The organism is Curtobacterium sp. BNK-1 (assembly GCF_048685235.1).
In the GTDB taxonomy this organism is placed as follows: Bacteria; Pseudomonadota; Gammaproteobacteria; order Enterobacterales; family Enterobacteriaceae; genus Pantoea; species Pantoea agglomerans.
Map to the genome: position 1 here is coordinate 2,771,195 of NZ_JBLQTJ010000001.1, position 21,028 is coordinate 2,792,222.

Here is a 21,028-nt window from a genome sequence, read left to right on the forward strand (position 1 = left end):
CAAAAGCTGCTATAAAAGTTGCTCAGCGTGATTTTGTTGCGCAAAATGCCCCTCGCTCTGGGAGTTCAAAGAAGACAAATACTGCCTTTAAAAGACAGAGGCCTTAGAGCCAGCGAGAGATAACTATTTGAAACGCCTAAAATTTAATTATCTGTTTATCGGTCTGGTTGCCGTGCTGTTAGCGTTGGCGCTATGGCCATCCATTCCCTGGTATGGGGGTGGGCAGGACCAGATTTCACAGATTAAATCACGGGGAGTACTGCGTGTCAGTACCATCAATTCCCCGTTGACTTACTACACAGTGAACCAATCTCCGGCCGGTATGGATTATGAGCTGGCAAAACGCTTCGCCGATTATCTGGGCGTCAAACTCAAGGTGACAGTACGTCCCAACCTGAGCGATCTGTTTGACGATTTAGATGATGGCAAAGCCGATTTGCTGGCCGCGGGTCTGAACTACAACAGCGAACGCCTGACCCGCTATCAGACCGGGCCAGGCTACTACAACGTTTCGCAGCAGCTGGTCTATCGCGTGGATAAGCCGCGCCCTAAAAACCTCGGTGACTTAAAGGGGCGGCTGACTGTTGCGTCAGGATCGGCGTATCTGTCAACGCTGAAGAGCGCGCGGTCAAATCAGTACCCCGATCTGGACTGGGCGATCTCCACCGATCAAAGTCCTAAAGCCCTGCTGGAAGCGGTGGCAGACGGCAAGCTCGACTATACGATTGGCGACTCCGTGACCATCGCTCTGCTGCAGCGCATCTATCCGCAGCTGGCGGTGGCGTTTGACGTCACTGATGAAGAGCCGGTCACCTGGTATGTGCGGCATAGCGATGACGACAGCCTGAATGCCGCGATGCTCGACTTCTTTAACGGTATGGGTGAAGAAGGGGCGATGGCGCGGCTGGAGGAGAAATATCTCGGCCACGTCGGCACCTTTGATTATGTCGATACCCGCACTTTCCTGCGCGCCATCGACAACACGCTGCCTGACATCAAACCGCTGTTTGAGAAGTACGCCACCAGCATTGACTGGCGACTGCTGGCGGCAATCTCCTATCAGGAGTCGCACTGGAACCCGCAGGCCACCTCCCCTACCGGCGTGCGCGGCATGATGATGCTGACCCGTAACACCGCTGAGAGCCTGGATGTGGGCGACCGGACCGATCCCGAACAGAGCATTCGCGGCGGCAGTCAGTATCTGCAGGATATGATGGCGAAGGTGCCGCAGACCATCCCGGAAGATGAGCGCATCTGGTTTGCGCTGGCGGCCTATAACATGGGCTATGCCCATATGCTGGATGTCCGTAAACTCACTGCCCGCCAGGGGGGTAATCCGGATAGCTGGGCGGATGTGAAGCTGCGTCTGCCCATGCTGAGTCAGAAGCGTTACTACACCCAGACGGCTTATGGCTATGCCCGTGGGCATGAAGCCTATAACTATGTGGAGAACATCCGCAAATATCAGTTAAGCCTGGTGGGTTATCTGCAGGAGCAGGAAAAGCGCCTGGCGCAGCAGGCTGAAGCACAAGAAGCACAGGCCGAACTGGCCAAAGGCTATCCGGCGGTCGAACCGAAGATCGCCATGAACTAATCCTGGCGTTGCGCCTGCCGCAGCGCTTTTTTCTGCTCGCGACGCATACGGAAGAAGTCGCTCAGCATAGCGGCACACTCTTCAGCCAGCACGCCGCTCTGTAATTCAACCTGATGATTCATGCCGGGGTGTCCCAGCACATCGAGCAGCGATCCTGCCGCCCCACTTTTGATGTCGTGCGCACCGTAGACCAGCCGGCTGATGCGGCTGTGAACCATAGCGCCGGCGCACATCACGCACGGCTCCAGCGTCACGTAGAGCGTGGTGTCCAGCAGACGATAATTTTCCAGTACTTTACCGCCCTGCCGCAACGCCATAATCTCCGCATGCGCCGTCGGATCGTGCTGGCCGATGGGCCGGTTCCAGCCTTCACCGATAACCCGGTCATTCTGAACCAGCACCGCACCCACCGGCACTTCGCCCTGCTCCCACGCCCGGCGCGCCAGGTCAAGCGCATGGCGCATCCAGTATTCATCTTGTTGTTTCATGCTGACCACTCCGGGCGACAGAAAAGCGGCGCATTATAGCGGTCTCACCGATCCTTTAGAAACTTATTCCAGCTGTTGCAGCTCACCTGCGGGTGTTACGCGCCAGCGATGCTGACAGAAAAACAGCAGCGGGTTGTCCTGTTTGCTGTCGCTATAACCGCTGTAGAGCTGTAGCGGCGTGCCGATTTTCTCTTCCAGCTGTGCCACTTTCTCATGGCCGAGGCAGCGCATTGCCAGTACCCGCCCGCCCCAGCCGCGCTGCATCTGACTGGCAATCAGCTTCACGCGTGGCAGAAACGCGGAGTCGTAATAGACCTGCTCCACCAGAGACTGTGGCGATCCGGTGATGAGCCAGACGTCAGCATCATCACTGCCGAGATAATCGGTCAGGCGCTGCTGAACCACCGGAAAGGCTTTGACGCGCAGGCGGAACCACTGCGCAAATTCGGCTTCGAGTTGCAGCAGCGTCCGCTCAGAACGGCCAAAAGTAATAGACCAGAGCAGCAGGCTCATGGGCCAGCGTGCCGCCCGGCCTTTAAACAGCAAGCCGATACCCACTACCGGCAATAACGGCACCACCAGCAGCAGATTAAGCGGTCGGCGACGCAGCAGATAGCGCATAAAAGTGCCGAACATGTCCTGCTGGTGCAAAGTGCCATCCAGGTCAAAAAATACGACGCGACGTTGTGTTCCCCTGGTCAAACAACTCTCCTTCAGGCTGATTCTGGAATGATAAAGAGTAGTGTAGCCATCATCAGGCGCTACGGCGATGACTGTCATTTTTAATTCCGATGACTACAATGCCTGATGAATAGTTTATTCTTCACAGATTATCCCTGAATTACGAGGATTGGGCATGAGTTCATTGCTGCGCATTCGCCAGCTTTATCCACGTCTGGCATTGAACGAGCGTCGGCTGGCTGATTTTTTACTGTCGCAACCCGATCGGGCGCGCCACCTGAGTTCGCAAAAGCTGGCGGAAGAGTCTGGCGTCAGCCAGTCGAGCGTGGTGAAGTTTGCTCAGAAACTGGGATACAAAGGTTTTCCGGCGCTTAAGCTGGCCCTGAGTGAGTCACTGGCGGACAAAGATGCCATTACCGTACATAACCATATCCTCAGCGACGATCCCCTTAAAATGGTGGGTGAGAAGCTGCTGACGGAGAAACTCTCGGCGATCCGCGCCACGCTTGACATCAACAGCGAAGAGAAGCTCAACGATGTGTTACAGCTGCTGAAAAATGCCCGGCGTATTTTACTGGTAGGCATTGGCGCTTCGGGTCTGGTGGCGAAGGACTTCTCCTGGAAGCTGATGAAGATCGGCATCAATGCGGTGGCGGAGCAGGATATGCACGCCCTGCTGGCCAGCGTGCAGGCGATGGGGCCCGGCGATGTGCTGCTCGCCATCTCTTACACCGGTGAACGGCGGGAGATCAATCTGGCCGCGCAGGAAGCGGTTCAGGTGGGCGCCGATGTGGTGGCCTTTACCGGCTTTACGCCGAATACGCTGCAGCAGAGCGCCAGTTACTGTCTCTATACGGTGGCGGAGGAGCAGAGTACCCGCAGCGCGGCCATCTCCTCGACCACGGCGCAACTGGCCCTGACCGATCTGCTGTTTATGGCGCTGGTGCAAAACGATCCGGAACGCGCGTCCAGTCATATTCGCCACAGCGAAGCGCTGGTGAAAAAGCTGGTCTGATCAGCGGCAGCGCGTATAATACCCGCGCTTTTTCTGTTGTTATCAGGTGGGTAAAATGGCGCTGTTGATTACGGCCAGATGCATTAACTGCGATATGTGTGAACCGGAGTGCCCGAACCAGGCCATTTCACTGGGCGTTGCGATCTATGAGATTGATGTCAGCCGCTGCACGGAATGCGTCGGGCATTATGAGACGCCAACCTGTCAGCAGGTATGCCCCATCGACAACACCATCATCATTGACCCACAGCACACCGAATCACGCGATGCGCTGTGGGAGAAGTTCGTGCTGCTGCACGGCTAGCTTTCAATGATCACCGTGGCGCAGGCGTAGTGACGCTCATCGGCCAGCGTCACGTGAACGTGTTTAACGCCCAGCCTCTCTGCCACTTCAGCGGCATGCTGAAAGAAGCGTAATCCCGGTTTTCCCAGCGCATCGTTGTAAACTTCAAACTGATTAAACGCCAGACCACCGCGAATACCGGTGCCAAAGGCTTTTGCCGCCGCCTCTTTTACCGCAAAGCGTTTAGAGAGAAAGCGCACCGGCTGCTTGTGCGCCTGATATTGCTGCCATTCGGCTTCGCTCAGCACCCGCCGTGCCAGCCGGTCGCCGGAGCGTTCAATCACCCCGGCGATACGTTCAATCTCAACGATGTCCGTACCCAGTCCCAGAATAGCCATCAGCGACGGGCTTCACGCAGCAGTTGCTTCATCTCTTTCACCGCATCCGGCAGGCCACTCATCACCGCACGACCAATAATCGCATGGCCGATATTCAGCTCATGCATTTCCGGCAGCGCCGCAATCGGCAGCACGTTGTGGTAGGTCAGACCGTGACCGGCATTGACCTTCAGTCCCAGGCTGGCGGCAAAGGTCGCGGCGTGGCGGATACGCGCCAGCTCAGCGTCACGCGCCAGTCCCTCTGGTGCTTCGGCGTAAGCGCCGGTATGAATTTCGATGTAAGGCGCGCCGCTGGCCACGGCCGCTTCAATCTGACGGTGATCGGCATCGATAAACAGCGAAACCAGAATGCCTGCGTCACTCAGCAGTCGTACGGCCGCGTTCATCTTCTCCTGCTGCCCCGCCACATCCAGCCCGCCTTCAGTGGTCACTTCCTGACGCTTTTCCGGCACCAGGCAGCAGAAATGGGGCTGGATATCACAGGCGATGCCGATCATCTCATCGGTGACCGCCATCTCCAGATTCATCCGCGTCTGGATAGTGTCACGCAGGATACGCACGTCGCGATCAGTGATGTGACGGCGATCTTCGCGCAGGTGCACGGTAATGCCGTCTGCGCCCGCCTGCTCGGCGATAAACGCCGCCTGCACCGGATCGGGATAGTTTGTCCCACGGGCGTTACGCACCGTAGCAATGTGATCGATATTGACGCCTAACAGCAACTCAGCCATGACCGTCCTCACTTGTTTTTCATCGTGATGTTGAGTGTACCGCGCAAAGTGAAACAGGCGGTACGACCAGCGCTATTCTTCTGCCTGTTCAGGCTTTTTCTTCGGAATAAACTGGCGGAACAGCTCCTGACTCTTCAGCGGCTTGCCACCAAGATAGGGCTTCAGGGCGATGCGGGTAAACCGCTTCGCGGCGCGCAGGGTGTCGGCATCGGGAAACTCTCGCTCGCACAGGGCGCGCAATTCGCGGCCGGTAAAGCTACGCTGATTGACCACCAGGCTGGCAATAAAGCCGCGCTCTTCGCGGTAGCTGTACGTCATGTTGTCGCTGACCGGCTCGCCGCTGCCGGCGCAGTGCAGGAAATCGACGCCATAACCCAGGTGACCGAGCAGCGCCAGTTCAAAACGTCGCAGTGCCGGTTCGGGCTTGCCGTGCGTTGAGGCTAATGCCTGAAGGCAGTTGAGATAGTCGAAGAAGAGTTCTGAGAAGGGGAATTCCTGCTGCAATACGCGAGAGACCAGCTCATTGACGTAGAGACCGCAGTAGAGCGTAATGCCGCTGAGCGGTAAAGCCAGCGACACCGCTTCGGCATTGCGCAGGGTTTTGACTTCCCCGCGCCCGCTCCAGCGAACCAGCAGCGGGGTAAAAGGCTGTAACGCCCCCTTCAGCTGCGAGCGCCGCGAACGTGCGCCCTTGGCCAGAACCCGCACCCGCCCTTCACTTTCGCTGAACAGGTCGAGCAGCAGACTGGTTTCGCTGAAGGGGCGACTATGCAGCACAAAGGCGCGTTGCCAGCCTTCCATTGAATCAGAGATCGTCTGTATAACCCAGGCTGCGCAGCGCACGTTCGTCATCTGCCCAGCCGGATTTCACTTTCACCCACAGTTCGAGATGCACTTTCGCTTCGAACATCTCTTCCATGTCTCTGCGCGCTTCTGTTCCGATGACTTTGATTTTGGCGCCTTTGTTGCCAATCACCATCTTCTTCTGCCCTTCGCGCTCAACCAGAATCAGACCGTGAATGTCATAACCGCCACGTTCGTTAGTCACGAAGCGCTCAATCTCAACCGTAACGGAGTAAGGCAGTTCAGCCCCCAGGAAGCGCATCAGTTTTTCACGGATCATCTCTGACGCCATGAAACGCTGTGAGCGGTCGGTGATGTAATCTTCCGGGAAGTGATGATCGGCCTGCGGCAGATGCTTGCGGGTAATCGCCGCAATGGTATCGACGTTTTTGCCGCTCTCAGCAGAAATAGGCACGATATCGAGGAAGTTCATCTGCTGGCTCAGGAACTGCAGATGCGGCAGCAGAATGCTTTTATCCTGGATGTTATCGACCTTATTGATCGCCAGCACCACCGGCACTTTATTGTCGCGCAGTTTGCCCAATACCATCTCATCATCGGGCGTCCAGCGGGTGCCTTCAACCACGAAAATCACCAGTTCAACGTCGCCAATAGAACTGCTGGCTGCGCGGTTCATCAGACGGTTAATGGCGCGCTTCTCTTCCATGTGCAGACCTGGGGTATCGACGTAGATCGCCTGATATTCGCCTTCGGTATGAATGCCCATGATGCGGTGGCGCGTGGTTTGCGGCTTACGCGAGGTGATCGACACCTTCTGCCCCAGCAACTGGTTCAGTAAGGTGGATTTACCGACGTTTGGTCGGCCAACAATCGCGACAAAGCCGCAATAAGTAACGTTTTCGCTCATTCGAGTCCTGAATTGTTCAGCGCCTGATGCGGCGCCGAAAGAGTGCTATTTGAGTCATGTGTCATTCAGCGTCTTCTGACGCCGGGATAGAGTGTCAGGTTAATGGTTCAGTGCCGGTTCCGGCACTGTCACCCCGACAGATCTATTCAAGACCTAATTTTATCAGTGCCTGTTCAGCCGCTGCCTGCTCGGCTTTACGACGGCTGGAGCCGACGCCGACAACCGGCTCGGCCATGCCACTCACCTGACAGTGAATGGTGAATTCCTGATCGTGGGCCTCGCCACGTACCTGTACTACCAGATAACTTGGCAGCGGCAGATGACGTCCCTGCAGATACTCCTGCAGGCGCGTTTTCGGATCTTTTTGTTTGTCGCCAGGACTGATTTCGTCGAGGCGGGTCTGATACCAGTCGAGGATCAGCTGCTCTACCCGCTCGATACTGCTGTCGAGGAAGATACCGCCAATCAGCGCTTCCACCGTATCCGCCAGGATCGATTCACGACGGAAACCGCCGCTTTTCAGCTCACCGGGTCCCAGGCGCAGGCACTCGCCAAGATCAAATTCGCGTGCCATTTCAGCCAGCGTGTTGCCCCGCACCAGCGTGGCGCGCATGCGGCTCATGTCACCTTCATCAACCCGCGGGAAGCGGTGATAAAGGGCATTAGCAATCACATAGCTAAGAATAGAATCGCCAAGAAATTCCAGGCGTTCGTTGTGCTTACTGCTGGCGCTGCGGTGAGTCAGGGCCTGCTGTAACAGTTCCGAATGAGTAAAAGTGTAGCCCAGTTTGCGCTGAAGCTTGTTAATCAGGATGGGGTTCATGCGATTCCAGTTCTTTGTTGCGTCTGTGACTCTGCATACCAAACGGGGCTGGTAATCCAACACGTTCCGTTTGGTGTGCAGTGGCCTCCCTGAGGAGGCCACCCGATTTGCCTGTTAATCAGACAATAATGTTAGTGGATACCACCGATGCGACTGAATCGCACGCCGGTTGGCCACTGGCCTTCTTGTTTCTCAAAGCTCATCCAGATAGCGACCGCTTTACCGACCAGATTACGCTCCGGGACAAAGCCCCAGTAGCGGCTGTCGGCGCTGTTATCACGGTTGTCGCCCATCATGAAGTATTGCCCTTTCGGCACGACCCAGCTCGCCTGCGGCTGACCCGGCTGCTGATAATACATGCCTGCCTGACTCTGCGCTTCGTTTACCAGCAGAATGTCATGCGTCACGTTACCGATTGTCTCTTTGCGGGTTCCCAGGCGCAAACCACCGCGCAGGGTATCGCCCTGCGGCACCTGATAAAAACCGTTGCCGGTTTCGTTGCCATCAAAGCCGCTAAAGGTCTGAACAAAGTTGCTTGGCTCAACGTCGGTGTAAGTTACCGCTAACGCTGTGTCACAGGCTTTATCATCGGAGCAGGTCGGTTTCACCGTCAGCGTTTTGCTGTAAGGATCATAAATGACTTTGTCGCCCGGCAGGCCGATAACGCGCTTAATGTAATCCAGGCTCGGATCTTTCGGGTATTTAAATACCGCGATATCGCCGCGCTTCGGCTGACCGGTTGGGATCAGCGTCGTCTGGGTGATCGGATCCTTGATGCCGTAAGCAAACTTCTCCACCAGGATAAAATCACCAATCAGCAGCGTCGGCATCATCGAGCCAGAGGGAATCTGGAACGGTTCGTAGATAAACGAACGCACGATGAAAACCACGGCCAGCACCGGGAACACGGATGCGGTCGTTTCAACCCAGCCTGGCTTTGCAGCGACCTTCGCCAGCGTTTTGCTGTCGAGCGCGTTACCGGTCTGGGCCTGAGCCTCAGCCTGTTTCGCGCGACGCGCGGGTGCCCATTTAAAACGATCAATTACCCATACGATGCCAGTAATCAGCGTCGCTATCGCCAGAATCAGGGCGAACATATTAGCCATTGGAAATCCTTATTTGCTGTCCTTACCGACATGCAGAATGGCGAGGAACGCTTCCTGTGGCAGCTCAACGTTACCAACCTGCTTCATTCGCTTCTTACCATCTTTCTGCTTCTGCAACAGTTTCTTCTTACGGCTGACGTCACCGCCATAACACTTGGCGAGAACGTTTTTACGCAGCTGTTTCACCGTTGAACGCGCGATAATGTGGTTGCCGATGGCAGCCTGAATCGCAATATCAAACTGCTGACGCGGGATGAGCTCTTTCATTTTCTCAACCAGATCGCGTCCGCGATAAGGCGCGTTGTCACGGTGGGTAATCAGCGCCAGCGCATCCACACGCTCAGAGTTAATCAGTACGTCAACACGTACCATGTCTGAAGGCTGGAAACGTTTAAAGTTGTAATCCAGAGAGGCATAACCGCGCGAGGTTGATTTCAGACGGTCAAAGAAGTCGAGTACCACTTCAGCCATCGGAATTTCGTAAGTCAGTGCCACCTGATTGCCGTGGTAAACCATGTTGGTCTGCACGCCACGCTTCTCAATACAGAGCGTGATGACGTTGCCCAGATACTCCTGCGGCAGCAGCATGTGACATTCGGCAATCGGTTCACGCAGCTCTTCGATATTGTTCAGTGCCGGCAGCTTGGATGGGCTGTCGACATGAACGATTTCGCCGCTGGTGGTCACGACTTCATACACCACCGTCGGTGCGGTAGTGATCAGATCGAGATCGTATTCGCGCTCCAGACGCTCCTGGATGATCTCCATGTGCAGCAGACCGAGGAAGCCGCAACGGAAACCAAAGCCCAGCGCCGTTGAGCTTTCTGGCTCATAGAACAGCGAGGCGTCGTTCAGGCTAAGCTTACCGAGCGCATCACGGAACGCTTCATAGTCGTCAGAGCTGATTGGGAACAGACCGGCGTAAACCTGTGGCTTCACTTTTTTAAAGCCTGGCAGCGCTTTGTCTGCCGGGTTACGTGCGGTAGTCAGCGTATCGCCCACGGGTGCGCCGAGGATATCTTTAATGGCGCAGACCAGCCAGCCTACTTCACCGCAGTTCAGCTCATTACGATCAACCCGTTTCGGGGTGAAGATACCCAGGCGGTCAGCGTTATAAACCTGGCCGGTGCTCAGGACTTTGATCTTGTCGCCTTTGCGCATGGTGCCGTTTTTCACGCGCACCAGGGAAACAACACCCAGGTAGTTATCGAACCAGGAGTCGATAATCAGTGCCTGCAGCGGCGCTTCCGGATCGCCTTCTGGCGGCGGAATGTCGCGCACTAAGCGTTCCAGCACTTCCGGAACGCCGACGCCGGTTTTGGCTGAGCAGCGCACTGCATCAGTTGCATCAATGCCGACGATATCTTCAATTTCCTGCGCGGCGCGATCGGGATCGGCAGCGGGCAGGTCAATTTTGTTCAGAACCGGCACCACTTCCAGATCCATCTCCATCGCGGTGTAGCAGTTCGCCAGTGTCTGCGCTTCAACACCCTGACCGGCATCCACCACCAGCAGCGCGCCTTCGCAGGCGGCCAGTGAGCGGGAAACTTCATAGGAGAAGTCTACGTGGCCTGGGGTATCGATGAAATTGAGCTGGTAAGTTTGGCCGTCTTTCGCGTGATAATCGAGTGTGACGCTCTGTGCTTTGATGGTGATGCCACGCTCGCGCTCCAGATCCATAGAGTCAAGAACCTGCGCAGCCATTTCACGAGCGGTGAGGCCGCCGCAAATCTGAATCAGGCGGTCAGAGAGCGTAGATTTGCCATGGTCGATATGAGCGATGATGGAGAAATTTCTTATGTGCTTCATTTATTGGGATATCTTCGCTTAAAATTCAGTTGAAAACCTGAGCACAGACACATTCAGGAAGATCGCTCTTTACCCACAATCCTGTCAGCCTCATTAATGACGACGCATATTACACTGTTAACGCCGCGCATAAAAGAATGGAACGTGGTGGAAGCGAAACAGATATCTGCGCGAGGCAGAAAAGACAAAGGCCGCGGGATGCGCGGCCTGGACGTGCGTTACGCTTCGCTTTCAACACGCAGCGCATCGGGAGGCAAGGCGATGTTCAGAATGAACGGCTGAAAGGCTTCTCGATCGCCGAATTTCATTGAAACGCCTTTGGCGACAATAAAACCCCCGATGCCGCCCAGCAGCGCACCGCAGGCGGCGGCCAGATCGCTGCTGAACAGCGCCTGAAACAGCCCGGAAACCAGGAACAGGCCAAACAGCGGCGTCATGTAGACCAGCAACGCTGAACCCAGCAGGCTGCTCTCTTTGATACCAAGTTCGATCCGCTGCCCCGGCTGCAGCGGCTTGCTGCTGGCGATTTGCATCACGTGGGCATTCTTCGGACCGAGCTTATTCAGCATATGGCTGCCACAACCTTTACGTGCCTGGCAGCTGTTACAGGAGGTTTTAGCTTCGGTGTGCAGCGTGGCGATGCCATCCTGCCATGCCACCACGGTGGCCCATTCTCTCATCATTTTTGTGACCCCAGGTCGATGCTGTCCGCAATACGTTTTGCGGTCGAGGGCGGTAATTCGCCGATCACCGCTATTTCGTTATTATTGCGCACAACGGTCTGGACCGTACGACGCCCAGTGCGCAATGTCTGCGTTGTGCTGGTTTTATCGGCCGGCGTCACGTTGATAGCGAAACTAAACAGGCCATCACTGTAGAGCTTCGATTCCATATTTTTATTCAGACCGGGTAGCGTGCGGCGATTCTGCGACACCAGCGACATACCGGCAGGTATCCAGCCTGGCTGCCAGGTGAGCGTGACCGCATCCCCTTTCGGCACCGAAAGCGACGGAGGCAGATTGGCTTTCTCCAGCCCCTGCATCAGATTGCGCACTCCTTCGTCCACCGCAAAGCTGATGACGCGGAACTGCTCCAGCGTTTCGCCATCACGATCGAGCAGGTCGATGCGCAGCGGCAGCTTGGTGTCCACATCCAGCCAGACCACATAGCTGTAACGGGTGCCATCGCGTGAAACGATGCGCAACACATCACACATCTGATCGGCAATGCGCGAGCGGCCCACGGTAATAAAATCATAGGCTGTGGCGAGCTTGGTGAAGTCAGCAAAAATCACCGACGGCAAAGCATCGATAATGTGATTGCCGGGGAGCGAAAAGGGATCGAGGCCGGGTTCGAAGTAACTAATATCGTTGCCACGCTGGATCACTTCCCGACGTGGCCCGTCCATCTGCAACAGCTGCGCGAATATCCGGTTATCGATTACAGCATGACGATAACGCAGCGATTCGATGCCGATGCGGGAGACGTTGATATAGGCGAATTCGTAGTTGAGGTTCTGACTTGCCTGCTCCATCTGCTGCAATAGCGCCCCGGACGCAGAAGGTTGCGCCGGGGCGGCAGATGACCACAACAGGCTGCCTGTCAGCAGGCTAACAGCATACCAAAGCGGCTTCATTACTGCTGTTGCTGTCCTAATGATTGATTTCCGGGAACATCAACCTGCGCCTGTTTTGGCGCAGTGGTTTCAAACTGCAGCTGGTCAGCGTGCAGGCGACGTTGCAGTTCGTAATCCTGCAGCATGGCATTTACGCGACGACGCTGGTCCTGAACCTGCTGGTTAGAACTGTTGGTGTCAAATGCATCAGACGGCACGCCCAGGCTCACCGGAGACGCTTTGCCCATCATCGGCATCGTATTGAACACCGGAGAGTCAGAGGTCTGCGTGGCGCTGCCCTCTGGCTGGTTATAGTGCTGAACGCCTACGATCACGGCCAGTGAAACACAGGCAGCGACACCGACCTGGGTCAGTTGCGCAGCCCACGGGCGCGCTTTTTTCCAGAACGGCATTTTTTCCCAGCGGGAAGGTTCTGGCTGAGCTTCAGGGATCAGCGTTGTAACCGTACGCAACGGTTCTTTTTCGATGGCAGCAGCGACGCGCGCAGAAATATCAAAATGCAGGACATCGCCCACATCACCGCGCATGGTATCGCGAATGAGATGATAGCTTGCCCAGCTTTTCTGTAATTCTGCGTCCTTAGACAAGGCGGAAAACAGCTCGTTATCTAAGGTCTCACCATCCATTAAAGCGGAAAGTTTTTCTTTCTGCATGCCTATGTACCCTTCCAGTAGCCGTTATCACTGACGTTGGATAAGCGGTTGAACTTTGTTATCAATGGCCTCTCGCGCACGAAAGATACGTGATCGAACAGTGCCTACCGGGCAATCCATAATGACGGCGATCTCTTCATAACTCAGACCGTCCAGTTCCCTGAGGGTGATTGCCATACGCAAGTCCTCGGGTAGCGCCTCGATGGTACGAAAGACAATTTGTTTCAATTCTTCTGACAACATTAAGTTCTCAGGGTTCGAAATTTCTTTTAATGCACCCGCACTTTCGAAATTTTCTGCGTCAATAGCATCCACATCGCTGGATGGCGGACGACGCCCCTGAGCAACCAGGTAATTTTTCGCTGTATTTACCGCAATGCGGTACAGCCAGGTATAAAACGCGCTATCGCCCCGGAATGAATCCAGTGCGCGATACGCTTTAATAAACGATTCCTGTACTACATCAGGTACGTCGCCCGAGGGAACATAGCGTGAAACCAGGCTCGCCACTTTATGCTGGTAACGAATCACCAGTAAGTTGAAAGCTTTTTGATCTCCCTTCTGTACGCGCTCGACAAGGACCTGGTCCGTCAACTGCTCGCTCATCCGAGGTAATGTCTCCCCAAATTTTTCATACGCATAAAGTAACTGCCAGCACATCTCATGGTTCTGAGCAAGCATGCGCTTAGAGTTGTGATGTGGTGCGAAGTTCACTTCTCGCCCTGATATTTACCGCTCCGATGGACATTACACAGGTTCTTCGTTTTCGTTCAGTGTAAGGAGCGTAAATCGCAGGCAGAGTAACCTATGACAACAGCTTTTTCATCATTAAATCCTTTAGGTTTAATAAGTTTGCTATAAAAAACCGCGCCAAAAGCAGCCCGGTTTTAACTCACTGATATTAAGTAACTTTGGGAAATCATCAGACAAAAACCTGCGCCAGATGTTTAAAATACTTCACAGCAACCCCCATTGCGCTTATGCTCAGCCCTATTCTTGTTTAGTAAATTAAACATTATGATGAATGAGAACCCGGATTATCAGTGTGATGTACTCATTGTGGGCAGCGGTGCTGCTGGCCTGTCGCTGGCGTTGCGGCTGGCAAAACAGTATCAGGTGACAGTTCTCAGTAAAGCGCAGGTCAATGAGGGGTCAACCCTTTACGCCCAGGGCGGTATTGCTGCGGTATTTGATGAGACTGACAGTATCGAGTCGCACATCGAGGATACGCTGATTGCCGGTGCCGGATTATGCGACCGTGAAGCCGTCTCGTTTATCGCCAGTAATGCCCGGCATTGCGTGCAGTGGCTGATCGACAACGGTGTCGCCTTTGATCTCGATCCGCAGGCGGCCGGCGACATGCGTTATCACCTGACGCGGGAAGGCGGCCACAGTCATCGCCGTATCCTGCACAGCGCTGACGCCACCGGCCACGCGGTTGAAACGACGCTGGTTAGCCAGGCGTTGAGCCATCCCAATATCCGGATTCTGGAACGCACCAACGCAGTCGATCTGATTCTTTCAGATAAAATCGGCCTGCCAGGCCCACGCCGCGTGGTGGGAGCATGGATCTGGAACCGTAATCGCGAACAGGTGGAAACCTGTCGGGCACGGGCCGTGGTGGTTGCAACTGGCGGTGCCGCCAAGGTTTATCAATATACGACTAACCCCGACATCGCCTCCGGTGACGGCATCGCGATGGCCTGGCGTGCCGGCTGCCGGGTTGCCAATCTGGAATTTAACCAGTTCCACCCGACCTGCCTGTTTCATCCGCAGGCGCAGAATTTCCTGTTAACCGAAGCGTTACGCGGAGAAGGTGCCTGGCTGTTGCGTCCCGATGGCAGCCGTTTCATGCCCGATTTCGATGAGCGTGCCGAACTCGCCCCGCGCGATATCGTCGCCCGGGCCATCGATCATGAGATGAAGCGGCTGGGCGTTGACTGTATGTATCTCGACATCAGCCACCAGCCTGAGGAGTTTGTTCGCGCGCACTTCCCGATGATCTATGAGAAGTTGCTGACCTTTGGCTTTGACCTCACCAAAGAACCCATCCCGATTGTGCCTGCCGCGCACTATACCTGTGGCGGCGTGGTCGTCGATCAGCATGGCCAGACCGACGTCAGTGGCCTCTATGCCATCGGTGAGGTGAGTTATACCGGCCTGCACGGCGCTAACCGCATGGCATCCAATTCGTTGCTGGAGTGTCTGGTTTATGGCTGGTCCGCCGCAGAGGAGCTGATTCGCACCCTGCCCGCAATTGAAGCCGTTACTGCGCTACCCGCATGGGATGAAAGTCAGGTTGATGACGCCGATGAACGCGTGGTGATCCAGCATAACTGGCACGAGCTGCGATTATTCATGTGGGATTACATGGGAATCGTCCGCACGACCCGGCGGCTGGAGCGGGCGCTGCGTCGCATCAACCTGCTTCAGCAGGAGATCGATGAATATTATCGTCATTTCCGCCTCTCCAATAACCTGCTGGAGCTACGGAATCTGGTGCAGGTCGCTGACCTGATGGTGCGCTGTGCGCTGGAACGAAAAGAGAGTCGCGGCCTGCACTATATCCGCGACTACCCGGATTTACTGCCCGAGGCGCGGCCAACCATCCTGACGCCGCCGGACTACATAAAAAGGTAGAATTCCCGCGTCAGACTACACCACTCATCAGAATAGCGGGTGTCCGGCGTACGGATAGCAAGGCGCTCCAGCAGGGTTTCCCCGGCCTGCGGCGACAGCCCCAGCAGGACGCGGTGCGGCGGACGATGGGCATATTCCGCCACGTCCAGCCGGAAACGCAGATGCCAGCCATCCGCCTGCGCCAGGGCGATGAATTCCTGGCCGGTCGCGGTGGGCAGCACCACGCAGAACATCCCCTCTTCTTCAATCAGTAATGCAGCACTGCGCAACAGTGTCTGATGATCGAGCGAGGCAGTCGCACGGGCGCTGTCCCGTGCCGCAGTAGAACAGGCCACGCCAGGTGCAAAATAAGGCGGATTGCTGACGATTAGCGAGTAACGTTTATCGCACTGTTCAGCCCAGTCGGCGATATCACGCTGATGAATCTGAATACGTTCAGGCCACGGCGACTGCTGCACATTCTCCTGCGCCTGAAGCGCGGCTTCCGGTTCTAACTCAACCGCATCGATGTTGACCGGCGACGGCGTACGCTGCGCCAGCATCAGCGCGATAAGCCCGCTGCCGCTGCCAATATCCAGAATACGTTTTACTTCGGCAACCGGCGCCCAGGCCCCAAGCAGAATGGCATCGGTGCCCACTTTCATCGCACAGCGATCGTGCGCGACAAAAAATTGTTTAAAGGTAAAACCGTTCTTGTTTAACTGTGGCCGTTCACGCGGCTTATCCTGCATCATTCGTCACTACCATCGTTTTTTTCCTGCCGTACGGCAGCGCATGAGTGTAACGTGACGACAGAGGGAATTCACGCGGCAGACAACCCCAGGCGCAGCCGAAACGGATTAACAGATGAAGATTCAGTCTGATCTGTCTATAATCAGCGCCCCAAACTGAGGTAGACCATGACAGTAACCACATTTTCCGAACTCGAACTCGACGAAAGCCTGCTACAAGCGTTGCAGGAAAAAGGCTTTACGCGCCCAACAGTGATCCAGGCTGCTGCAATTCCGCCCGCGCTGGAGGGCCGTGACGTTCTGGGTTCGGCACCTACAGGGACCGGGAAAACCGCCGCGTATCTGTTACCGGCGTTGCAGCACCTCCTTGATTTTCCGCGTAAGAAATCTGGCCCGCCACGCATCCTGATTGTGACCCCGACCCGCGAGCTGGCGATGCAGGTCGCCGATCATGCGCGTGAGCTGGCGAAACATACCCATCTGGACATCGCCACCATCACTGGCGGCGTGGCTTATATGAACCATGCCGAAGTGTTCAGCGAAAACCAGGACATCGTGGTCGCCACCACCGGCCGTCTGCTGCAGTACATCAAAGAAGAGAACTTTGACTGCCGCGCAGTAGAAACCCTGGTGCTGGATGAAGCGGACCGCATGCTCGATATGGGCTTTGCCCAGGATATCGAAACCATCGCGGCTGAAACGCGCTGGCGCAAGCAAACCCTGCTGTTCTCTGCCACGCTGGAAGGCGACAATATCCGTGACTTCGCCGAGCGTCTGCTGAACGATCCGGTTGAGCTGGAAGCGGACCCAAGCCGCCGTGAGCGCAAAAAGATCCAGCAGTGGTACTACCGCGCTGACGATCTGCAGCACAAAACCAAATTACTGATCCATCTGCTGAAACAGCCGGATGTGACGCGCAGCATCGTGTTCGTGCGTAAGCGTGAACGTCTGCATGAGCTGGTGAGCTGGCTGCACGAAGCGGGGATTCGTAGCAGCTATCTTGAAGGCGAAATGGTGCAGGCAAAGCGTAACGAAGCGATTAAACGTCTGAGTGAAGGCCGCGTTAACGTGCTGGTTGCGACGGATATCGCCGCGCGCGGCATTGACGTTGAAGATGTCAGTCACGTCTTCAACTATGACATGACGCGCACCGCTGATACCTATCTGCACCGCATCGGGCGTACCGGTCGTGCGGGCCGTAAAGGCATCGCCATCTCACTGGTTGAAGCGCACGATTTCGTGCTGCTGGGCAAAATCACCCGCTATGTGAACGAGCCGATCAAAGCGCGCGTGATTGATGAGCTGCGTCCTGAGACGCGGGCGCCAAGTGCCAAAACGACCGGCAAACCGTCGAAAAAGGTTCTGGCGAAGCGTGCAGAGCAGAAAGCCAGTGAAACAGAAAAACCACGTGTGAAAAAACGCCATCGTGATGCCAAAAATGTCGGCAAACGCCGCAAGGCAAGCGGCAGTACGCCAGCTAACGAGAATGCGGAATAAATCATCGCAAGCATAAAAAAATCGCCTCACAGGAGGCGATTTTTTTTATCTGATAATCAGTAACAGCCCTTTCACAATCTTTTATCTGCCAGAGCGCTTTCTTCATGACACTGGCATCAGCGTGCCGGGAAGTTAACTGTTTATCTTATTCATAATATTAATAAAAATTGCTGTGTGAGCTTTGCGCTAATTTTCAGCAGCCGCTAACTCAGGCTGCTCAAAGACTTTCAGTAAAGGTACGGGTAATCACGTCGCGCTGCTGCTCAGGCGTCAGTGAGTTAAAACGCACGGCATAGCCTGAAACGCGGATGGTGAGTTGCGGATAGTTTTCAGGATGTTTAACTGCATCTTCCAGCGTTTCGCGACGCAGAACGTTGACGTTCAGATGCTGTCCACCTTCAACACGTACCTGAGGTTTGATTTCAACCGGCACCTCGCGGAAAGCGAATTCGCCCAGTTCGCTGATGGCGACAACCTGATCTTCTTCGTAGCCCGCTTTTGCACACAGGCAACGCGCTTCGGCTTTCTCTTCGTCCAGCAGCCAGAAGGAGTTCAGTAGTTGTGAATTGTTTGATTGAGTGATCTGGATACCAGTGATCATGATTGCGTCTCCCGGGTAATACGTGGATAAATCAAATTTGAGGCCCCGGTATATCACCTTTGATCTCGGACAGTTTTGACCTGTATCAATATTAATCAGGCATTCCGGCCGCTTTTAAGCTAACCCGTTGATCTCAATACCCCTGCCACCTAAACTTAATTTGTATTATTCAAATTATTTTTGCCTTCAGGTCAGCGGCAGGAACCGCTAAGCTTATGGCACTAACGTTAAGGGAGTTAAACATGGCTGAAAAGCTGACCTGGCACGATGTGCTGGCTGAAGAGAAAGAGAAACCCTATTTTATCGAGACGCTGAAGCAGGTCGCCGATCAACGCGCCGCAGGTGTCACGGTCTATCCGCCGCAGAAAGATGTGTTCAACGCGTTTCGCCTGACGGAGCTGGGCGACGTCAACGTCGTGATACTCGGTCAGGATCCCTATCACGGGCCTCATCAGGCGCACGGCCTGGCCTTCTCGGTACTGCCCGGCGTCCAGGTGCCGCCCTCGCTGCAAAATATCTACAAAGAGCTGATGCAGGATATTCCAGGCTTTCAGAAGCCCAATCACGGCTTTCTTGAGAGCTGGGCAAAACAAGGCGTGATGTTGCTGAACACCGTGTTGACGGTTGAGGCGGGCAAAGCGCATTCCCATGCGCGATTTGGCTGGGAGACCTTTACGGATAATGTGATTGCGGCGATTAACCAGCACTGTGAAGGGGTGATTTTTCTGCTGTGGGGTTCACATGCGCAGAAGAAAGGCAGCATTATCGATCGCCAGCGCCATCACGTGTTGCAGGCTCCGCATCCCTCGCCGCTCTCCGCGCACCGTGGCTTTTTCGGCTGCAAACACTTTTCAACAACCAATGAGCTGCTGAGCGCTGCCGGTAAAAAGCCGGTGGACTGGACGCCGGTTTTACCGAACTAATGCCAGAAAGCACACGGCCGCGTCAGTGCGCGGCCGTGTAACGGGATTCAGGCGTTGAATCAGCTTTTAGCTTTGGAAACCGCAACCATCGCCGGGCGCAGCAGGCGACCATTCAGCGTATAGCCTCGCTGCATCACCAGCATGACATGGTTAGGCTCAAACTCTTCAGACTCCATCATCGACATCGCCTGATGCACTTCCGGGTTAAACGGCACGCCGGTTTCGCCGACCACTTCAACACCGAATTTACGCACGGCGCCCAGCAGGCCTTTCAGGGTCAGTTCAATCCCTTCAATCATCGAAGCCAGCTGTGGGTCCTCTTTGTTCGCCACTTCCAGCGCACGTTCGAGACTGTCGATGACCGGCAGCAGTTCGTTGGCAAACTTCTCAAGCGCAAATTTGTGCGCCTTCTCAACGTCCATCTCGGCACGACGACGAATGTTCTCAATCTCTGCCTGCGCACGCAGCTGGGCATCGCGCACACCGGTCTGCGACTGCGCTAATTCAGCTTCGAGCTGAGCAATACGCTCATCACGCGGATCCACCTCTGCCGCTGTCTCCGCTTCCTGAGGTTGCTGCTGATCCTGCTGAATTTCGTCTGAGACTTGCTCGTTTGGGGTGTTCTGTTCTTTACTACTCATGAATTTCTCCGCGTTTTGCACATTCATTTCGCTGGTTGGCTTATTATGGGGATTGGTATGACGGATTCAAGGGAACCTATCACATTGCCTTACCGTTTTGGCTTATAAGGAACACCGACCAGATGAACAAACACTTTAACTGCATTGGTATTGTGGGTCATCCGCGCCATCCCACCGCGTTAACCACGCATGAGATGCTCTGGCGCTGGCTGACAGCCAAAGGTTATCAAGTGATCGTTGAGAAGCAAATTGCGCAGGAGCTGTCGCTTCACGACGTGCAGACGGGCACGCTGGCGGAGATTGGTCAGCAGGCCGATTTAGCGGTCGTGGTGGGCGGTGATGGCAATATGCTGGGCGCAGCGCGGGTGCTGGCGCGCTACGATATTAAAGTGATTGGGATTAACCGCGGTAATCTCGGCTTTCTCACCGACCTTGATCCGGACAATGCGCAGCAGCAGCTGGATGAGGTGCTGCAGGGCAACTATTTCGTCGAGAGCCGCTTTCTGCTGGAAGCGCAGGTGTGCAAATCTGACTGCTCGCCGCGCATTGGCTCCGCTATCAATGAAGTGGTGCTGCATCCCGGCAAAGTCGCGCACATGATCGAATTTGAAGTCTATATCGATGAAGTGTTCGCCTTCTCCCAGCGATCGGATGGGCTGATTATTTCGACACCCACCGGCTCGACCGCCTATTCACTCTCTGCGGGCGGCCCGATTCTGACGCCGTCACTCGAAGCGATAGTGCTGGTGCCGATGTTCCCGCATACGCTGTCAGCGCGGCCACTGGTCATCAACAGCAGCAGTACCATCCGTTTGCGCTTTTCCTCGCGCCGCAGCGATCTGGAAATCAGCTGTGACAGCCAGATTGCGCTGCCGATTCAGGAAGGCGAGGATGTACTGATTCGACGCAGCAGCAACCACCTGAACCTGATTCACCCCAAAAACTACAGCTATTTCAATACGCTGAGTTCAAAACTGGGCTGGTCAAAAAAATTGTTCTGAAATGCGGCCTCCCCTCTTTACTGGATAAAAAACCAGTTTATACTGTATGAAAAACCATATGTGTTT

At 55.2% G+C, this 21,028-nt stretch carries 23 protein-coding genes; 7 read left to right on the forward strand and 16 right to left on the reverse strand.

What is annotated here, in order from left to right; translation table 11 throughout:
- Window positions 1-127 precede the first annotated feature (127 nt).
- Window positions 128-1,594: a membrane-bound lytic murein transglycosylase MltF gene (gene mltF / locus ACMGGP_RS13020; RefSeq protein ID WP_010257637.1), complete on the forward strand. Its 1,467-nt coding sequence runs from the start codon at window positions 128-130 to the stop codon at window positions 1,592-1,594.
- On the opposite strand, the gene tadA is transcribed toward mltF, so the two are convergent.
- Both tadA and yfhb read right to left on the reverse strand, forming a co-directional pair.
- Window positions 1,591-2,082, reverse strand: coding sequence for a tRNA adenosine(34) deaminase TadA (tadA, locus tag ACMGGP_RS13025; RefSeq protein WP_010671307.1), 492 nt, complete (start codon window positions 2,080-2,082; stop codon window positions 1,591-1,593). The genes mltF and tadA overlap by 4 nt on opposite strands.
- 63 nt (window positions 2,083-2,145) lie before the next feature.
- Window positions 2,146-2,784, reverse strand: coding sequence for a phosphatidylglycerophosphatase C (yfhb, locus tag ACMGGP_RS13030; protein WP_010257641.1), 639 nt, complete (start codon window positions 2,782-2,784; stop codon window positions 2,146-2,148).
- A gap of 154 nt (window positions 2,785-2,938) precedes the next feature.
- On the opposite strand from yfhb, the gene ACMGGP_RS13035 reads away from it, so the two are divergent.
- Both ACMGGP_RS13035 and ACMGGP_RS13040 read left to right on the forward strand, forming a co-directional pair.
- Window positions 2,939-3,778, forward strand: a complete 840-nt coding sequence (locus tag ACMGGP_RS13035; protein ID WP_010257643.1) for a MurR/RpiR family transcriptional regulator — start codon at window positions 2,939-2,941, stop codon at window positions 3,776-3,778.
- A 55-nt stretch (window positions 3,779-3,833) separates the two neighbouring features.
- Window positions 3,834-4,082: a YfhL family 4Fe-4S dicluster ferredoxin gene (locus ACMGGP_RS13040; RefSeq protein WP_187500644.1), complete on the forward strand. Its 249-nt coding sequence runs from the start codon at window positions 3,834-3,836 to the stop codon at window positions 4,080-4,082.
- On the opposite strand, the gene acpS is transcribed toward ACMGGP_RS13040, so the two are convergent.
- The 11 genes from acpS to rpoE form a co-directional block, all read right to left on the reverse strand.
- Complete coding sequence (gene acpS / locus ACMGGP_RS13045; protein WP_010257645.1) at window positions 4,079-4,459, reverse strand: holo-ACP synthase; 381 nt, start codon at window positions 4,457-4,459, stop codon at window positions 4,079-4,081. The genes ACMGGP_RS13040 and acpS overlap by 4 nt on opposite strands.
- The gene (pdxJ, locus tag ACMGGP_RS13050) at window positions 4,459-5,190 is read right to left on the reverse strand and encodes a pyridoxine 5'-phosphate synthase (protein ID WP_010257647.1); all 732 of its coding nucleotides are present in this window, start codon (window positions 5,188-5,190) and stop codon (window positions 4,459-4,461) included. The genes acpS and pdxJ overlap by 1 nt, the downstream gene beginning before the upstream one ends.
- Window positions 5,191-5,262: 72 nt before the next feature.
- Window positions 5,263-6,042, reverse strand: coding sequence for a DNA repair protein RecO (gene recO / locus ACMGGP_RS13055; RefSeq protein ID WP_498798510.1), 780 nt, complete (start codon window positions 6,040-6,042; stop codon window positions 5,263-5,265).
- Window positions 5,996-6,901, reverse strand: a complete 906-nt coding sequence (gene era / locus ACMGGP_RS13060) for a GTPase Era (protein ID WP_010257653.1) — start codon at window positions 6,899-6,901, stop codon at window positions 5,996-5,998. Before era ends, recO begins: the two co-directional genes overlap by 47 nt.
- A gap of 142 nt (window positions 6,902-7,043) precedes the next feature.
- Window positions 7,044-7,724: a ribonuclease III gene (gene rnc, locus ACMGGP_RS13065; protein WP_010257656.1), complete on the reverse strand. Its 681-nt coding sequence runs from the start codon at window positions 7,722-7,724 to the stop codon at window positions 7,044-7,046.
- Between the two features lie 131 nt (window positions 7,725-7,855).
- Window positions 7,856-8,830 (reverse strand): signal peptidase I, encoded by a 975-nt coding sequence (lepB, locus tag ACMGGP_RS13070; protein ID WP_010257658.1) that lies wholly within the window; start codon window positions 8,828-8,830, stop codon window positions 7,856-7,858.
- A 9-nt stretch (window positions 8,831-8,839) separates the two neighbouring features.
- Complete coding sequence (gene lepA, locus ACMGGP_RS13075; protein ID WP_010257661.1) at window positions 8,840-10,639, reverse strand: translation elongation factor 4; 1,800 nt, start codon at window positions 10,637-10,639, stop codon at window positions 8,840-8,842.
- Between the two features lie 218 nt (window positions 10,640-10,857).
- Complete coding sequence (rseC, locus tag ACMGGP_RS13080) at window positions 10,858-11,322, reverse strand: SoxR-reducing system protein RseC (RefSeq protein WP_498798511.1); 465 nt, start codon at window positions 11,320-11,322, stop codon at window positions 10,858-10,860.
- Window positions 11,319-12,275, reverse strand: coding sequence for a sigma-E factor regulatory protein RseB (gene rseB, locus ACMGGP_RS13085; RefSeq protein ID WP_010257666.1), 957 nt, complete (start codon window positions 12,273-12,275; stop codon window positions 11,319-11,321). The genes rseC and rseB overlap by 4 nt, the downstream gene beginning before the upstream one ends.
- Window positions 12,275-12,928 (reverse strand): anti-sigma-E factor RseA, encoded by a 654-nt coding sequence (gene rseA / locus ACMGGP_RS13090; protein WP_010257667.1) that lies wholly within the window; start codon window positions 12,926-12,928, stop codon window positions 12,275-12,277. Before rseA ends, rseB begins: the two co-directional genes overlap by 1 nt.
- Before the next feature lie 27 nt (window positions 12,929-12,955).
- Entirely contained in the window at window positions 12,956-13,642 is a 687-nt protein-coding gene (rpoE, locus tag ACMGGP_RS13095) for an RNA polymerase sigma factor RpoE (RefSeq protein ID WP_498798512.1), read from the reverse strand.
- Between the two features lie 303 nt (window positions 13,643-13,945).
- Between rpoE and nadB the strand changes: the two genes are divergently transcribed.
- On the forward strand, window positions 13,946-15,568 hold the full coding sequence (gene nadB / locus ACMGGP_RS13100; protein WP_498798513.1) for an L-aspartate oxidase: 1,623 nt from the start codon (window positions 13,946-13,948) through the stop codon (window positions 15,566-15,568).
- Here the strand turns inward: nadB and trmN are convergent.
- Window positions 15,553-16,302 carry a tRNA(1)(Val) (adenine(37)-N(6))-methyltransferase TrmN gene (gene trmN, locus ACMGGP_RS13105; RefSeq protein ID WP_061901197.1) on the reverse strand — a complete coding sequence of 250 codons (750 nt, stop codon included), beginning with the start codon at window positions 16,300-16,302 and terminating at the stop codon, window positions 15,553-15,555. The genes nadB and trmN overlap by 16 nt on opposite strands.
- A gap of 165 nt (window positions 16,303-16,467) precedes the next feature.
- On the opposite strand from trmN, the gene srmB reads away from it, so the two are divergent.
- The gene (gene srmB, locus ACMGGP_RS13110) at window positions 16,468-17,796 is read left to right on the forward strand and encodes an ATP-dependent RNA helicase SrmB (protein ID WP_010257676.1); all 1,329 of its coding nucleotides are present in this window, start codon (window positions 16,468-16,470) and stop codon (window positions 17,794-17,796) included.
- A gap of 217 nt (window positions 17,797-18,013) precedes the next feature.
- On the opposite strand, the gene grcA is transcribed toward srmB, so the two are convergent.
- Window positions 18,014-18,397, reverse strand: coding sequence for an autonomous glycyl radical cofactor GrcA (gene grcA / locus ACMGGP_RS13115; RefSeq protein ID WP_010257678.1), 384 nt, complete (start codon window positions 18,395-18,397; stop codon window positions 18,014-18,016).
- A 242-nt stretch (window positions 18,398-18,639) separates the two neighbouring features.
- Here grcA and ung point away from each other — a divergent pair, with 242 nt between their 5' ends.
- Window positions 18,640-19,320, forward strand: a complete 681-nt coding sequence (gene ung, locus ACMGGP_RS13120; protein ID WP_307379003.1) for a uracil-DNA glycosylase — start codon at window positions 18,640-18,642, stop codon at window positions 19,318-19,320.
- A 59-nt stretch (window positions 19,321-19,379) separates the two neighbouring features.
- On the opposite strand, the gene grpE is transcribed toward ung, so the two are convergent.
- Window positions 19,380-19,961, reverse strand: coding sequence for a nucleotide exchange factor GrpE (gene grpE / locus ACMGGP_RS13125; RefSeq protein ID WP_010257683.1), 582 nt, complete (start codon window positions 19,959-19,961; stop codon window positions 19,380-19,382).
- A 122-nt stretch (window positions 19,962-20,083) separates the two neighbouring features.
- Here grpE and nadK point away from each other — a divergent pair, with 122 nt between their 5' ends.
- Window positions 20,084-20,962 carry an NAD(+) kinase gene (gene nadK, locus ACMGGP_RS13130; RefSeq protein ID WP_010672178.1) on the forward strand — a complete coding sequence of 293 codons (879 nt, stop codon included), beginning with the start codon at window positions 20,084-20,086 and terminating at the stop codon, window positions 20,960-20,962.
- Window positions 20,963-21,028: the final 66 nt, after the last annotated feature.

Bases quoted from the DNA above. Each gene is read 5' to 3' on its own strand.
- tadA (WP_010671307.1), bottom strand. From the start codon at position 2,082: ATGAAACAACAAGATGAATACTGGATGCGCCATGCGCTTGACCTGGCG.
- ACMGGP_RS13035 (WP_010257643.1), top strand. From the start codon at position 2,939: ATGAGTTCATTGCTGCGCATTCGCCAGCTTTATCCACGTCTGGCATTG.
- ACMGGP_RS13040 (WP_187500644.1), top strand. From the start codon at position 3,834: ATGGCGCTGTTGATTACGGCCAGATGCATTAACTGCGATATGTGTGAA.
- acpS (WP_010257645.1), bottom strand. From the start codon at position 4,459: ATGGCTATTCTGGGACTGGGTACGGACATCGTTGAGATTGAACGTATC.
- pdxJ (WP_010257647.1), bottom strand. From the start codon at position 5,190: ATGGCTGAGTTGCTGTTAGGCGTCAATATCGATCACATTGCTACGGTG.
- recO (WP_498798510.1), bottom strand. From the start codon at position 6,042: ATGACGAACGTGCGCTGCGCAGCCTGGGTTATACAGACGATCTCTGAT.
- era (WP_010257653.1), bottom strand. From the start codon at position 6,901: ATGAGCGAAAACGTTACTTATTGCGGCTTTGTCGCGATTGTTGGCCGA.
- rnc (WP_010257656.1), bottom strand. From the start codon at position 7,724: ATGAACCCCATCCTGATTAACAAGCTTCAGCGCAAACTGGGCTACACT.
- lepB (WP_010257658.1), bottom strand. From the start codon at position 8,830: ATGGCTAATATGTTCGCCCTGATTCTGGCGATAGCGACGCTGATTACT.
- lepA (WP_010257661.1), bottom strand. From the start codon at position 10,639: ATGAAGCACATAAGAAATTTCTCCATCATCGCTCATATCGACCATGGC.
- rseC (WP_498798511.1), bottom strand. From the start codon at position 11,322: ATGATGAGAGAATGGGCCACCGTGGTGGCATGGCAGGATGGCATCGCC.
- rseB (WP_010257666.1), bottom strand. From the start codon at position 12,275: ATGAAGCCGCTTTGGTATGCTGTTAGCCTGCTGACAGGCAGCCTGTTG.
- rseA (WP_010257667.1), bottom strand. From the start codon at position 12,928: ATGCAGAAAGAAAAACTTTCCGCTTTAATGGATGGTGAGACCTTAGAT.
- nadB (WP_498798513.1), top strand. From the start codon at position 13,946: ATGATGAATGAGAACCCGGATTATCAGTGTGATGTACTCATTGTGGGC.
- trmN (WP_061901197.1), bottom strand. From the start codon at position 16,302: ATGATGCAGGATAAGCCGCGTGAACGGCCACAGTTAAACAAGAACGGT.
- srmB (WP_010257676.1), top strand. From the start codon at position 16,468: ATGACAGTAACCACATTTTCCGAACTCGAACTCGACGAAAGCCTGCTA.
- grcA (WP_010257678.1), bottom strand. From the start codon at position 18,397: ATGATCACTGGTATCCAGATCACTCAATCAAACAATTCACAACTACTG.
- ung (WP_307379003.1), top strand. From the start codon at position 18,640: ATGGCTGAAAAGCTGACCTGGCACGATGTGCTGGCTGAAGAGAAAGAG.
- grpE (WP_010257683.1), bottom strand. From the start codon at position 19,961: ATGAGTAGTAAAGAACAGAACACCCCAAACGAGCAAGTCTCAGACGAA.
- nadK (WP_010672178.1), top strand. From the start codon at position 20,084: ATGAACAAACACTTTAACTGCATTGGTATTGTGGGTCATCCGCGCCAT.